This window comes from Pseudoalteromonas sp. MSK9-3 (genome assembly GCF_003590335.1).
In the GTDB taxonomy this organism is placed as follows: domain Bacteria; phylum Pseudomonadota; class Gammaproteobacteria; order Enterobacterales; family Alteromonadaceae; genus Pseudoalteromonas.
Genome location: NZ_MIET01000009.1, coordinates 26,228 through 40,352, shown reverse-complemented (window position 1 = coordinate 40,352; position 14,125 = coordinate 26,228). Strand labels below are relative to the sequence as shown.

The 14,125-nt window shown below is 40.9% G+C and carries 13 protein-coding genes; 7 read left to right on the top strand and 6 right to left on the bottom strand.

Translation table 11 applies throughout. The features are described from left to right. Positions 1-13 precede the first annotated feature (13 nt). From astA to BGP78_RS02305, 4 genes are all read right to left on the bottom strand, one after another. Positions 14-1,030 (bottom strand): arginine N-succinyltransferase, encoded by a 1,017-nt coding sequence (gene astA / locus BGP78_RS02320; protein WP_119859899.1) that lies wholly within the window; start codon positions 1,028-1,030, stop codon positions 14-16. A gap of 72 nt (positions 1,031-1,102) precedes the next feature. Continuing rightward, a complete protein-coding gene (locus BGP78_RS02315; protein ID WP_119859898.1) occupies positions 1,103-2,314 on the bottom strand; it encodes an aspartate aminotransferase family protein in 1,212 nt (403 codons plus the stop codon). A 312-nt stretch (positions 2,315-2,626) separates the two neighbouring features. Then, a complete protein-coding gene (locus BGP78_RS02310; protein ID WP_119859897.1) occupies positions 2,627-3,802 on the bottom strand; it encodes an HDOD domain-containing protein in 1,176 nt (391 codons plus the stop codon). A 39-nt stretch (positions 3,803-3,841) separates the two neighbouring features. Continuing rightward, positions 3,842-4,423, bottom strand: a complete 582-nt coding sequence (locus tag BGP78_RS02305; RefSeq protein ID WP_119859896.1) for an aminodeoxychorismate/anthranilate synthase component II — start codon at positions 4,421-4,423, stop codon at positions 3,842-3,844. A gap of 672 nt (positions 4,424-5,095) precedes the next feature. On the opposite strand from BGP78_RS02305, the gene BGP78_RS02300 reads away from it, so the two are divergent. Next, a complete protein-coding gene (locus BGP78_RS02300; protein ID WP_119859895.1) occupies positions 5,096-5,668 on the top strand; it encodes a YceI family protein in 573 nt (190 codons plus the stop codon). Further along, positions 5,652-6,170 carry a DUF1285 domain-containing protein gene (locus BGP78_RS02295; protein WP_119859894.1) on the top strand — a complete coding sequence of 173 codons (519 nt, stop codon included), beginning with the start codon at positions 5,652-5,654 and terminating at the stop codon, positions 6,168-6,170. Before BGP78_RS02300 ends, BGP78_RS02295 begins: the two co-directional genes overlap by 17 nt. 29 nt (positions 6,171-6,199) lie before the next feature. On the opposite strand, the gene yihA is transcribed toward BGP78_RS02295, so the two are convergent. Continuing rightward, on the bottom strand, positions 6,200-6,838 hold the full coding sequence (yihA, locus tag BGP78_RS02290; RefSeq protein WP_119859893.1) for a ribosome biogenesis GTP-binding protein YihA/YsxC: 639 nt from the start codon (positions 6,836-6,838) through the stop codon (positions 6,200-6,202). A 308-nt stretch (positions 6,839-7,146) separates the two neighbouring features. On the opposite strand from yihA, the gene BGP78_RS02285 reads away from it, so the two are divergent. The 4 genes from BGP78_RS02285 (at position 7,147) to BGP78_RS02270 (ending at position 10,205) form a co-directional block, all read left to right on the top strand. Next, complete coding sequence (locus BGP78_RS02285) at positions 7,147-7,779, top strand: cytochrome c (RefSeq protein WP_119859892.1); 633 nt, start codon at positions 7,147-7,149, stop codon at positions 7,777-7,779. Between the two features lie 655 nt (positions 7,780-8,434). Beyond that, the gene (locus tag BGP78_RS02280) at positions 8,435-9,112 is read left to right on the top strand and encodes a class I SAM-dependent methyltransferase (RefSeq protein ID WP_119859891.1); all 678 of its coding nucleotides are present in this window, start codon (positions 8,435-8,437) and stop codon (positions 9,110-9,112) included. After that, entirely contained in the window at positions 9,109-9,690 is a 582-nt protein-coding gene (yihI, locus tag BGP78_RS02275; protein ID WP_119859890.1) for a Der GTPase-activating protein YihI, read from the top strand. The genes BGP78_RS02280 and yihI overlap by 4 nt, the downstream gene beginning before the upstream one ends. Beyond that, on the top strand, positions 9,690-10,205 hold the full coding sequence (locus BGP78_RS02270; protein WP_119859889.1) for a DUF2489 domain-containing protein: 516 nt from the start codon (positions 9,690-9,692) through the stop codon (positions 10,203-10,205). The genes yihI and BGP78_RS02270 overlap by 1 nt, the downstream gene beginning before the upstream one ends. A 74-nt stretch (positions 10,206-10,279) precedes the next feature. Here the strand turns inward: BGP78_RS02270 and polA are convergent, their stop codons facing one another. Continuing rightward, positions 10,280-13,027, bottom strand: coding sequence for a DNA polymerase I (gene polA / locus BGP78_RS02265; protein ID WP_119859888.1), 2,748 nt, complete (start codon positions 13,025-13,027; stop codon positions 10,280-10,282). Between the two features lie 433 nt (positions 13,028-13,460). On the opposite strand from polA, the gene elbB reads away from it, so the two are divergent. Continuing rightward, positions 13,461-14,111, top strand: a complete 651-nt coding sequence (gene elbB / locus BGP78_RS02260) for an isoprenoid biosynthesis glyoxalase ElbB (protein WP_119859887.1) — start codon at positions 13,461-13,463, stop codon at positions 14,109-14,111. The last annotated feature ends 14 nt before the right edge of the window (positions 14,112-14,125 follow it).

Below are 14,125 nucleotides of genomic sequence, written 5' to 3'. Positions count from 1 at the left end.
TAGTCCCTACAAATTAGAGTGTTGCGATGCTGACTGTGTCACCATCAACGATGTTTAGTGCATTAGCAACGTCAGCCCCAATGATAACTTCATTGCTGTCGCTATCAATATGAAGATCTGCAACCGTTGCGCGATATCCGGCTAGTTTATCATTGGCAATCATCACAGGGAAACCACCTGTGCAACTTCCAACCTTAACTACCTTTTGCTGCGAACCTCGCACAGTGCGAATATTGTCGACTTTTGCTTCAACAGTGGGTCCTGCGTCAAAAATATCCACGTAACCATTAAAAGTGAAGCCTTCACTTTTCAATAACTCAATGGCTGGGCGAGTATTATCATGTACTTGGCCTATCACCTCTTGAGCTGCTTTACTCAATAGGTTGACATAAATAGGGTACTTAGGCATTAACTCTGCAATAAAGACTTTTTGCCCTATGCCAGTTAAATAATCGGCTGTTGGGAAATCCATTGAAAAGAAATGCTCCTCTAGCCACTGCCAAAATGGGCTTTGTCCAGAATCGTCAGATACACCGCGCATTTCAGCAATCACGGTATCGGCGAATCGCTGTTGATGCTGTTTTATAAACATAAAACGTGATTTAGATAACAGCTTGCCATTTAAGCCTTTACGGTAACCACCTTTTAAAAACAAAGTACATAATTCTGTTGCACCAGTGTAATCGTTACAAAGCGTCAAAATATCCACTGCTTTATAAACATCAAGCGTACGTGAAGAGTGGATCACCTTACTCAAATGATAATGATAAAAAGCATCATCGAGACCAACCGCAGCTTCAATCGCACTAGTCCCTACAACTTCTCCGGTTTCACTATCTTCAAGGACAAACAAATATCCCTCATCAGAAGGTACATCCGTTTGCTTTTCAAATGACGCCTCTGAGCGCGCAATTTTGTTCTGCAAAAGCTCTTCATTAATAGGTAATGAAGTAAAACCATGCCCAGATTCATGAGCAATGTTTAAAAGCGCTGGATAGTCGCTTTTTTGGATTGGGCGAAGGATCATCATGAGCCCGCTTACTCCTCAAATAAAAACACGTGACGTTAGACTGGGGCCAAATATAGTCGGCCCCAATAAGAATTAGGCGTTATTAGCAACAACACTGGCTACCGCTTTTTCAAAGCGTGCCATACCTTCGCGGATGTCCGCCTCAGGAATAACAAGTGATGGCGTGAAACGCACCACATCTGCACCTGCAACTAATGACATAACGCCTTCTTGCGTTGCAGCCACTAAGAATTCTTTAGCACGGCCTTTATATTGCTCTGACACTACGCCACCTAACAATAGACCTTTACCACGAATTTCACTGAACACATTGTGCTTATCATTAATGGCCGTTAATAATTCACGGAACAATGCTTCTTTAGCTTTAACGCCCGTAAGCACTTCTTCGGTATTCACCGTGTCAAAAGCAGCTTCAGCAACAGCACATGCCAACGGATTACCGCCGTATGTTGAACCATGTGTGCCAATCTTAAGATGTTTTGCGATATCGGTTGTCGTGATCATGGCACCAATAGGAAAACCACCGCCTAACGCTTTAGCCGTTGTTAAAATATCCGGTGTCACGTCTAAACCTTGGTATGCATATAAATCGCCTGTACGGCCTACACCCGTTTGCACTTCATCAAAAATTAACAGCGCATTGTGCTTAGTACAAAGGTCACGCACACCTTTAACAAACTCAGCATTAGGAGACACAATACCGCCTTCTCCTTGCAGAGGTTCCATCATAACCGCACAAGTGTTATCTGAAATAAGCGCTTCGAATGCCGCCAAATCATTGTAGTCACAATGTGCAATATCACCAGGCTTTGGACCAAAGCCATCTGAGTATGCTGCTTGACCACCCACTGTTACCGTGAAGAAAGTACGACCATGGAAACCTTTATTAAATGAGATAATTTGTGACTTTTGCTCACCATGATTATCAAGTGCAAAGCGACGGGCTAGCTTTAATGCCGCTTCATTTGCTTCAGCACCTGAGTTTGCGAAATACACTTTATCTGCAAATGTCGCATCTACCAGCTTTTTAGCTAAACGCAGTGATGGTTCATTGGTCATCACGTTAGACAAATGCCAAATTTTTTCGCCTTGCTCTTTCAGCGCACTCACCAAAGCAGGATGACAATGGCCTAAACAATTTACCGCAATACCACCGGCAAAGTCGATGAACTCACGTCCGTCTTGATCCCATACTCGAGAGCCTTCGCCTTTCACTGGAATAATAGCTGATGGGGCGTAATTAGGTACCATTACTTGGTCAAATAGTTCACGATTAATAGTCATTTCTTTTCCTCATTTGGTTGAGTACAGCACGCTATATTGTGGATTAAAAAGCAAGAAACTTCATAGCTAATGTGCTCAAAAATCATCACATGGTGCAAAATTCATTCGGTTATTATTCCAGAAAAACAGGCAAAAGTCTCTTATAAGACTTACGCACAGGCCCTATTATGCAAGGGATTGGGGTAAACTTTCATCGTCAGTGAATAACTATCTACTGGAAAGTTTGACGATCCTATAAGCTATAACGTCATCGTAGAGAGTAGGCAAAAATCAAGCGTGAATGAATAGTCGCAAAAAAACTTTGCTTAATTTTTATAAAATTGTCAGTTGTAGGCTCTGAAAAGCACATTTAGCCAGTATTTTTTGCTCTTCTTGCGACAGGCCCAAATGCAAAAACCACACTTGTGCTTCATCTGGTTCAATAAGCTGGCTATCCTTTAATGATAAATATTGCGCGTAGCCATGCGCTTTACGCACAACCTCAGTCAGAGGTAAAGGGTCTGTGACATTCTTTGTCGTAGTCGGTAAATAGCCAGCTGTAAATTCTTCCATAGCGGCATTAAAGGGCAAATATCGAAATGCCATCTTTTCAATTAGCGTACGCGATAGAGTGGGCGCACGTTCTAACAATAGATGCCTTAAAAATAAGGGATCAGGACCCAGTTCCAGCAAAGCAGTGTGTAAATCTTTATGACTTTTATCGCGCGCAATACGTACTTTTTCTTGCCAAACCTTTTCAAAAGTATGTAGATATAGTCGCGTAAGTGCAATCTTCCCGGCATCAACAAGCATCCCCAATGTAAACGCATGCTGCTCTTTCACACCATATAAAGGTGCAAGTTCCTTTGCTGCAATCGCCGTTGACATACTCATATCACGTAATTTGCGCTTTAACAGAGGGAAAGGTTCTGTTGAATGCGGCATCCAATGGCGCATAGCAAACGTTGGGATCACCATCTGTAAGTTTTCTAGCCCCAAATATCTGAGCGCTAAAGCAGGCGTATCTACTTTGATTGCAGTGCCCTTAGCACTTTGCTTGCGGTATTGAGGTAGATTGACCAATGATACTAAATCTCGCCCCAACCAAGGTAAATCGTTAACTAATGGCTCTAATCGGCCAATAGATGCTGACTTTACGGCTAATAAATCGAGTATCGTAGGCACAGAATCTTGAATGCCAACGACTTCATGATAAATATTATCAATATCTGCAATTTGTGATTCAATTGAAGACTCAATGATTTGATGTAAGTGAATGCTCGCTTTTGCAATATACTTATGATGACTTGTGCTGGTTTCCTGACGTTTTGCCGCAGCCGCAATTTCCACCTCGAGCATGGTGCGTTGTGCTATTTTCTCGCCATAATTAATTTCAAGCGTATGAATATAGCCAATTTGCTGCTGAGCAAAGTTATGGCTGATTAATAAATCATGTGCTCGTTCCGCAAGAGCTTGAGCGATTCTAACCTGCTTAGTGTCTTCTGTCATATATGGATAATTTCGCTTTTAGCATGATACATTTATAGATTAGAAGCGCCTGAGAAAGTTATCAAGTAATGCTAAACCTTCCTCAGTCAAAATCGCTTCTGGGTGAAACTGCACACCTTCCAGTGCCAAGTCATGATGAGATAGACCCATGATTTCATCTACCTCATTATGATCATCTACTGTCCATGCAGTGACTTTAAGCATGTCAGGTAATGTGGATTTATCAACAATTAATGAATGATATCGGCACACCGTTAATGGATCTGGAAGCCCAGCAAACACGCCTTCATCACCATGGCGTATGACGCTGGTTTTGCCATGCATCACTTGACGCGCTCGGCGCACTGTAGCCCCTAATGCTTGAGCAATACTCTGATGTCCTAAACATATGCCCAAAATGGGGTAAACCCCTTTGAGCTGCTCAACAACACTAAGCGATATCCCAGCCTCATCAGGTGTACAAGGGCCCGGAGACAACACAATATGCTTTGGGTTTAACGCTTTGATTTCTGCAATAGATAGTTCATCATTGCGCTTAACTAACACCTCTTGGTCTAAACGCTGAAAATACTGCACCAAGTTGTACGTAAATGAATCATAGTTATCTATCATCAACAGCATTCAGTTATTACTCTTTCAATCATTTTTCTATTCTTTATTAGAAGGTGTATCGTTAAAAAATATAGCTATTCAACCTGTTACAACACAATGGCCTCGCCTAGCTTGGCCAACACATACTACGATTATCATTTATGACGATATTAACGCCAACACCCTTCTATTCTTACTCTGGCGTATTTTAAAGCATTATCAGTATTGATGTAACAATTTTAAACAATGATCCCCGCGAGTTTCATGCCACAAAGTGTAAAATAGCCAATATAACCCAGTCGAAAACCAGCCACCTCACAACACAAACAAAACAGGAACGCCCTTTAATAATAAGCCATACAGGCTACCAAAGTAAAAAAACAGTTAAAAAACACAACTAAATGTATATTAAATATCAATTTGGCCCGAAATTTGCTAAAAGCATTTATTTCTATTGCACTATTTGTTAGAGTGCGCGCGTCCTCATCCTGTAGGACATCCTGTTGATGATGTATCTCTCGCAAGAGGATACACCGTATTGATAGCTTCTCCCCAGATTGCTATACCGGCTCACTGTTATTGGTGGGCCGTGTTTTTCTGCTACATTTATGACATACCATAGGTTTTTTAACGACTTTCCACACTCTCTCCATCCTTGCGTGATAATATGGTTCTTTCCTCCGTATGAAATAGGACATCATAGTGTTAAAACCTTTACTGATCGCACTGAGCATATTCTCTACTAATGCATTCGCTACATGGCAACTAGATAATAGCAAAAGCGACTTAAGCTTTACGTCTATTAAAAAAGCACAAATCGCTGAAAATCATCACTTTGGTAAACTCGAAGGCCAGATAGATAAGGAAGGTACATTACAATTTAGTATCGACCTAAGCAGTGTAGAGTCGATGATCCCTATTCGTAATCAACGTATGCAAACGATGCTTTTTGAAGTTGCAAAATTTCCAAAAGCCCATGTCAGTGCCGATGTGTCAACACACTTAATGTCATTGAAAAATGGCACGCAGCAGCTAAAAAATGTAAAAGCGACTTTAGACTTACATGGTCAGCAGCAAACGTTCATCATGGATTTAGTTGTTAATAAACATAATAACCAGCTACAGGTGAGCCCTGTACGTGCAATATTAATTAATGCTGCCTCATATAAGCTGACTCAAGGCATTGAAGCACTTAGAAAAGTAGCTGGGTTAGATCGCATCGCGACCACTGTTCCTGTCACATTTAGCCTGGTCTTTAATGAACACACTAAATGATCTAATTGCGGCGCTAACAACGCCGCATGCGCCCACCGAACAGTGGCATTCAGGCACCTGTGGATTAATAGACATTTCGATTGATAGCCAAGCCAAGTGGTACCACCATGGCAGCGAGATCACACGTATTGGTCTACTTAAGCTTTTTGCATCGGTATTAAGCTACACTAATGGCACTTATACACTTACCACACCTTCTGAACAATGTGAGATTGACGTTCAAGATGTGCCATTTTTAATTACCGCTTGGCACACACACCCTGTAGATATCGGTTCGGTCATTATTTGTGAAGATAACTTAGGACGCCATTGGCCACTCTGTGAACAATTCCCGCTAGAAGTCAAAGAGTATCAAGGGCAACCAGTGCCTTATTTGGTGCTGTCTCATGGTCTCACAGCGAGAATACAGCGAAATGTTTACTATCAATGGGCTGAAGTTGCTGAGCAAGATATACAGGGGGCATATCTTCTCTCAGCAAATAATAAATACTATTTAACTTAACGTAACGGCGCGCGCCGAAACCACTAAGATCATGCTTGGTCTTGTGTTGGCTCTTCTTTTACAAATGGCCCCAAATACCAATCATCTAACTTCCAGCCTAATTCATTCAGGCCAATCCCTTTTAGAGATGAAAATGCATGCACCGTAATATCGGCATCAAGTTCAGCCAGCTTTCTGCGCACTTGTAGCACTTCAGCTTTACGCTTACCTTGTTTTAACTTATCGGCTTTAGTGAGTAACGCAAGGATTGGAATTTTGCTATCTACAGCCCAATTGATCAGATCCATATCTAAATCTTTTAGAGGATGGCGTATATCCATTAATACTACCAATCCCTTTAAGCTTTTACGCTTTTGAAGGTACTCACCCAAAGAACGCTGCCACTTTTTCTTCATTTCGATAGGCACCTTAGCAAACCCATAGCCAGGTAAATCAATTAAACGCTTCTGCTCATCAAGCTCAAAAGTGTTTATTAACTGCGTTCGTCCAGGGGTTTTACTTGTGCGCGCTAATTTTTGATCCGTTAATGCATTTAGTGCACTAGACTTACCCGCATTAGAGCGACCAGCAAAAGCTACTTCAATACCTTCATCTAAAGGCAGCTTTGAAATATCAGGGGCACTGGTAATAAAACTAGCAGTGTTATATTTAATACGAGATTTGAGCACGCGCTCTCCTACAAAAACAAAATAGCAATGACGGCTATAGTTTATATCAGATAGCCGCTACGCAAAAGTAAACATTTAGTATTGGGGCATGATAAAAACCGTCATTTCGTGCCGTACAAACTTAATCTAAGTCAAAACCTCATAATTTATAGGTCTAATATGAGTAGAAAACGTGCCAGAGAATTCAATATCGTGTAGAATGTAAAAATTGCAATGTAAAGATAGAGTTTGTTTACTCAAGCTACACGAAAAGTACTTTTCGAGTCGCCTGAGTTTTAGATTACAGGGTCGGAAACAGAGAATTTACCATGAAAAAAATAGCATTAACTTTAACAGTGTTGCTTGGTACGTTGTCAGCAAGCAACGCAACAGCATTTGATGGCGACGCCGAAGCGGGTAAAGCAAAGTCTGCAACATGTGCAGCGTGTCACGGCCCAGATGGCAATGCACCTGTTAATATTTATCCAAAAATTGCGGGCCAGCACGCCGATTATGTCTATAAGCAATTAAAGGAATTTAAACTTGGTATGACATCAGGCGGTAGTGAAGGTCGTATGGATCCTGTCATGAGTGGAATGGCTATGCCATTATCAGATCAAGACATGAAAGACCTAGCTGCGTACTTCGCCACTTTAAACATGAGTGCAGGTACAACGCCAGAAGATGTCATTGAAGTGGGGCAAAAACTATATCGTGCAGGTGATGCAGAACGAGGCATTCCGTCATGTGCCGCGTGTCATGGCCCACGTGGTAATGGTACATCACTTGCAAAATTCCCGAAGATTTCATTCCAACATCCAGAATATATCAAAGCACAGCTTGAAAAGTTCCGTGATGGTAGTCGTAACAACGACATGAATGGCATGATGGGCGATATTGCGAAAAAGCTCACAGATAAAGACATCGAAGTTTTATCAAAATACTTGGGTGGCTTGCACTAATCAGTAGCGACTAAAGTTGTATTCAACACTTTGATGTACTGATAAAAAAATAGTATTTGTGTAAAAAAGGTAGCCAACGGCTACCTTTTTTTATTTCTGCGACTCTACGATATATCTCAAAAACCTTGTAAGACATTTGCCATATCACTTTGTGCGTTTTAACTTATTTTCATCCTGTTATTTTTTGTAAACTATTGTAATTAATAAACTTTAATTTTACTCATACAAACGAGAGTAAGAATTTTGTTATTAATTAGTTGTAACTAATTCAATAAAGCGTAGATTAATTGCTGTCGCCAAGGCAAAACAATAAAAGGGACAAGTCGATAAGGAAGCGTAGGTGACAAGATTGATATCGGATGGATATCACCATAAAGGAAATAACAATAAAGCGTCAAAGAAGACCGACAATAATAAATGCATGGAAGTTTAATAATAAAAACAATATGGAAAGAAGCAAGGAAGTAAAAATAAAAACAAAACGGATGACAACATAATAAAAATAACAAAGACTTAAATAGTCGAAGGGAGAAGTGTCCAGATTGTGACGCTCAGATTAGCAGGCGGTAGAGAGTCATCTCTACCGTCTTTTTATTTATGGATTGTTTGATTACTGTTACAATACCCGCCCTAATTTATTTCCAAGAGTTTTTTCGTGCAACCGGTCTCTAATTGCAACTTATGCGAATCGAATAATGTGAGCCACTATCATAGTGATAAACGCCGTGATTACTGGCAGTGTTCACAGTGCGATTTAGTTTTTGTCGGAGCGCACCAACACATCAGTGCAGCACAAGAAAAAGCAATTTACGATACTCACGAGAATGCCTTAGAAGATCTAGGCTATAGGCATTTCTTATCACGTGTAAGTGAACCGCTACTCCCTCGGCTCAAACCGAAAAGTAACGGATTAGACTTTGGCTGTGGACCTGGGCCACTACTAGCTAAAATGTTCACCGAAGCAGGTCATAACATGGCTGTGTATGACCTATACTACGCAAACGATATGTCTGTATTCAACGACGCATACGATTTTATTACATGCACTGAGGTCATTGAGCACTTAGCACACCCTCAGCAAATATTAACACAGCTATTCACCCTATTAAAAAGTGGTGCACCACTGACAATCATGACCAAGTTGGTTATTGACGTGGATCGTTTCGCAAATTGGCACTATAAAAATGATATGACCCATATCTCATTTTTTAGCCGTAAGACATTTAAATATATCGCAGCACACTATCGCTGCGAGCTCGAATTTATTGGCAGTGATGTCATTATCCTAACTAAACCTATCGCGCCAAAGGCGTTGAGTGAAGAAATACTATGACCAGAGAGAAAAAGAATCGTAAAGTAGCGCCGAGCAATGGGCCGGCTAGATTGAGCAAAGATAAATTACGTGAATTGCGTGCTATTAAAGAACAGCGCACTAAAAAGCATAAAGGTGCAAAGCCAGGGTCGCGTAATGCTCAAGAAGCGAAAATAGAGACTCCAAGTTCTGAAGCCAATAAAAACAGAGATAAGCGTATCGGTAGTAAAAAGCCCGTAGCACTTACATCAGAACACGTAAAACCAGCGATAGAAGAGCCTAAGTTACAACGCCATTTAGCGCCGCAAGTTGAGTTAAAGAAAGTCAAAGATACTTTAACACCTGAGCAAGAGCTAAATCAGCTAGAGAACGATGAACGCTTGATGGCCTTATTAGACCGTCATGAGCGAGGCGAATTACTCACAGGTAAAGATGCAAAGTTCTTCAACCGTTCAATAGCACGTCACCAGCAGCTTTGTGAGATGTTAGGTATCGATGATGAATTTGAAGAACAAGAAGTCATTGAAGATGATCCATTGTCATCATTTATGAGTAATGACCTAGCTGATGAATGGCTAGATGATGACGAGGAAAAGTAATGGCATTAACTTGGGTAATCGCGATAATAATAGGTGCAGCCATTATCGCCGGTTTATCTTTTTACGCGGGTAAACTGCTCTGGCAATTAAAAGCACAAAAAGCACAAATTGAAAAAAAGCAGGTTGAGCAACAAGCAAAGCTTAAAGAGGCACGTCAAACACGTAATGCAAAGCTTGCTGATAGCATTAACCTGATTGCACGCGCAATGAAAGAAAAGCAGTGTGAGTACTCTGAGGGCTGCTTAAGAATATGGGTACTTATCTCACAGTATAGCTTTGATAAAGAAATTTCATTATCAGACACCTATCCTGGGGTATATCAGATGTATGAAGAAGTAAAAGATATGCCAACCCATGAGAGTCGTAAAAAGTATTCAAAAAAAGAAATTTTTAAAATGGATAAGCAGCGGTGGCGTGCAGAAGAACGTCTTGAAAATGCCATAATGACTGATTGTGAAAAGCTCGCTAGTGAATTCCAAGCACTTCCAAGCAGTCAGAATGTAGTTTTTCAATAACCACAGCAAAACACACTAACAAAAAAACCGATAGCAGCTGAACTACTATCGGTTTTTTCTTTTAACACTAAAAATTAATGTGCTTGTTCCCAGTTTTTACCATGATCTGCTTCAACAATTAAAGGCACATCTAAAGACACTGCATCAGACATCAATTCACAGATTTTATTGCTAAACTCCGCCACTTTGTCAGCAGAGATCTCAAATACCAATTCATCGTGTACCTGCATAAGCAGCTGAATATCATCACGTGATTGTGTTTGTAGCCAAGCCGATACATCTAACATGGCCTTTTTAATAATATCTGCCGCGGTGCCTTGCATTGGCGCATTTATCGCAGCGCGTTCCGCAGCTTTGCGTCGTGCACCATTACGTGCGTTGATATCAGGTAAATGTAAACGACGACCGTACAAAGTTTCAACATAGCCTTTATCAGCAGCTGCTTCACGCGTACATTCCATATACTCAAGCACTCCGGGGAATCGTTCGAAATACTTATCCATATAATGTTGCGCTTCATTGCGAGGAATATCCAATTGTCGTGCTAAACCAAACGCACTCATGCCATAAATAAGTCCAAAGTTAACGGCTTTGGCTTTACGACGCATATCAGTAGTTACATCGTCTAACTCAACTGAAAAAACTTCCGACGCAGTGGCACTGTGAACATCCTTACCTTGCTCAAAGGCATTTAATAAACCTGTGTCTTGAGATAAATGCGCCATAATACGCAGTTCTATTTGGCTATAATCCGCTGCCAAAATCACTTTATCTGCTTGGGTTACAAATGCTTGTCGAATGCGACGACCTGACTCATTTCGAATGGGGATATTCTGTAAATTCGGATCACTGGAGCTTAAGCGTCCAGTGGCGGTCACAGCTTGGTGATAAGAGGTGTGTACGCGACCTGTCTGATCATTTACCAACTTAGGTAATTTATCAGTATAAGTTGACTTTAATTTTGCTAAACCACGGTGCTCAATTATCAGTTTTGGTAGCGGATAATCATGAGCAAGTTCTTGCAATACTTCTTCGGCAGTGGACGGCGCACCTTTTGGCGTTTTCTTAATAATTGGTAAGCCTTGCTTTTCAAACAATATCGCCTGTAACTGCTTTGTTGAGCTTAGATTAAACTCTTCACCAGCCAACTCAAATGCTGACTTTTCGATTTCAGTCAGTCTCGCAGCAATCTCAACACTTTGATGTGCCAACATATCACTGTCTATTTGCACACCAGTACGCTCTATATCAGACAATACGCTCAACAAAGGCAGCTCAATGTCGTTAAAGACCGATAGCAATGTCGCATGCTCTTCTAACAATGGCCACAAATGTAAATGCAGTCTCAATGTAATATCTGCATCTTCTGCTGCATACGGTCCAGCTTTGTCTAACTCAATTTGGTTAAAAGTCAGCTGAGACTTGCCTTTTCCTGCAATTTCTTCAAAAGAGATATTTTTATGGCCTAAATATTTTAGTGCCAGCGAGTCCATATCATGGCGCGTGCCAACACTGTTTAAAACATAAGACTCCAGCATGGTGTCATAGGCAATACCATTAAGTTCAAGACCTGCTCTTGCTAGAACACTTTTATCGTACTTTAAATTTTGACCCACTTTTTTGATACTGCTGTCAGCTAATATTTCACCCATTTTTTCAAAAACCATCGCTTTATCGAGCTGCTCTGGCGCACCCATATAGTCATGTGCAATAGGTAAGTATGCCGCTTCACCAGGCTCTACCGCAAAGCTCATACCAACGAGATCCGCTTGCATATAATCCAGACTCGTGGTTTCTGTATCAAATGCGACTAACTCTGCAGATTTGAGTTTGTCTAACCATACATCAAACTGTGCTTGCGTTAAGATCGTTTCGTAATTTGCTTCAATCGCAGGTGCTGACGGCGTAGGATCTGCTTGCTTTATTACAGGTGCTGCAGCGCCATCTAATAAATCCGCTAACCAACGTTTAAACTCACACTCAGCAAATAACTCGATTAAACGATCTTTATTTGTCTCAGTGATAGCAAAAGTATTTAAATCTTGCTCTACTTCCACATCTAATTTGATCGTTGCTAATTCATATGACAGTGTTAATTGCGCTTGATGCTCTTCCAGCTTTTTCGCCATGGTTTTTGAACCACGAAAGCCTAAACCAGCTATTTGATCTAAGTTAGCATATAAATTATCAATAGAACCCAAGCCTTGCAGCATCGCTAAGGCTGTTTTTTCGCCCACCCCAGGGACTCCTGGGATATTATCGACCTTGTCTCCCATCAACGCTAAATAATCAATGATCAATTCAGGTGCAACGCCAAACTTATCGACGACACCTGGGGGATCCAAAATAGTGTCGGTCATGGTATTGATAAGCGTAACATGATCATCAACCAATTGAGCCATGTCTTTATCGCCTGTGCTGATCAGTACATGACGCTTTTGTCCTGATGCAATTTTAGCAAAAGTGCCAATCACATCATCGGCTTCAACCCCGCTAATACAAACCAAAGGTAAGCCCATGGCTTTAATGATTTCATGTATTGGTTCAATTTGCGTGCGCAGATCATCAGGCATTGGCGGACGATTTGCTTTATATTCGCTATACATTTCATTTCTGAATGTTGGGCCTTTCGCATCAAAAACAACCACCATGTGACTTGGACTATATTGCTTCAACAAGCTTTTCAGCATGTTTATCACGCCATATATGGCCCCTGTCGCTTCCCCTTTAGAATTCGTTAAGTGTGGCGGTGAATGATAAGCACGAAAGAGGTAAGACGAGCCATCAACCAAGATCAAAGGATTTTCTGGGATCTGAGACATAATAAGGAGGATCCTAAGTGAGCTTCAATAAAAACATCATAAGCATGCCATATGGCTAACTATAAGACGAGGAGTAATACACAGGTAATTTGTCATAGATTTATAGAGTAAACTGTGGATAACTTTGTAGATAAACACAGAAAATCGCAACCGACATAAATTAAAACGCCGATCGTGAAACTTAAGTGTTTGATAATAAAAAGAGAATACAAGTTCTTTTTTATTCTTATAAATCGATAAAATGTGGAAAAACATTTCTGTGTTGCAAAAATATTAGAACACTCCGTTCAAAAATCAAGCTGCTATTTTCAAGCGGGAGGGTATACTACCACAAACGATCTCAGATCACAGAAGATCCTTTATAATATTTTTATCTGTCGCTACACTACTCCAAGCATAAGCCCTTTATTATTTGACTAAACGAGACTATCTCATGAAAAAAATTGCGATCATTATCAGTGGTTGTGGTGTATTCGATGGTGCAGAAATCCACGAAACCGTCTTAACCATGCTTCACATCGAACAACTTGGTGCTCAATACCAATGTTTTGCACCCGATCAAACCCAGCATCATGTTATCAATCACCTTACTGGCGAAGAACAACAAGACTCACGTAACATATTAATTGAAGCTGCGCGTATCGCTCGTGGTGACATTCACGACTTAGCCACTCTTAACGTCGATGAATTTGACGCACTGGTTGTTCCTGGAGGTTTTGGTGTCGCGAAAAACCTCAGTGACTTTGCCTTCAAAGGCTCAGACTCTAAAATATTAGACACCTTTAAAGAAACTTGCCAAAGTTTTTCTATACAAAAAAAGCCCATTGCATATTTATGTATTGCGCCTGCTTTAATAGGCCACATTCACCCCAGCGGAACCGTTGCCACAATTGGTAATGATACGGATACAGCCACAGCCGCTGAGGCACTCGGCATAAAACATGTGGCGTGTTCTGCAACCAATATTGTCGTCGATTCCCAGAACAAAGTGGTGAGTACACCTGCTTATATGTTGGCTAATTCGATTTCAGAAGCCTCTCAGGGTATTGCCAAAGCAATTGAGCAACTGATTGATATGGCATAACGTCCCACAGATAA

Bases quoted from the DNA above. Each gene is read 5' to 3' on its own strand.
- BGP78_RS02310 (WP_119859897.1), bottom strand. From the start codon at position 3,802: ATGACAGAAGACACTAAGCAGGTTAGAATCGCTCAAGCTCTTGCGGAA.
- BGP78_RS02270 (WP_119859889.1), top strand. From the start codon at position 9,690: ATGGCATTAACTTGGGTAATCGCGATAATAATAGGTGCAGCCATTATC.
- BGP78_RS02285 (WP_119859892.1), top strand. From the start codon at position 7,147: ATGAAAAAAATAGCATTAACTTTAACAGTGTTGCTTGGTACGTTGTCA.
- yihI (WP_119859890.1), top strand. From the start codon at position 9,109: ATGACCAGAGAGAAAAAGAATCGTAAAGTAGCGCCGAGCAATGGGCCG.
- polA (WP_119859888.1), bottom strand. From the start codon at position 13,027: ATGTCTCAGATCCCAGAAAATCCTTTGATCTTGGTTGATGGCTCGTCT.
- BGP78_RS02315 (WP_119859898.1), bottom strand. From the start codon at position 2,314: ATGACTATTAATCGTGAACTATTTGACCAAGTAATGGTACCTAATTAC.
- astA (WP_119859899.1), bottom strand. From the start codon at position 1,030: ATGATGATCCTTCGCCCAATCCAAAAAAGCGACTATCCAGCGCTTTTA.
- BGP78_RS02295 (WP_119859894.1), top strand. From the start codon at position 5,652: ATGAACACACTAAATGATCTAATTGCGGCGCTAACAACGCCGCATGCG.
- BGP78_RS02305 (WP_119859896.1), bottom strand. From the start codon at position 4,423: ATGCTGTTGATGATAGATAACTATGATTCATTTACGTACAACTTGGTG.
- elbB (WP_119859887.1), top strand. From the start codon at position 13,461: ATGAAAAAAATTGCGATCATTATCAGTGGTTGTGGTGTATTCGATGGT.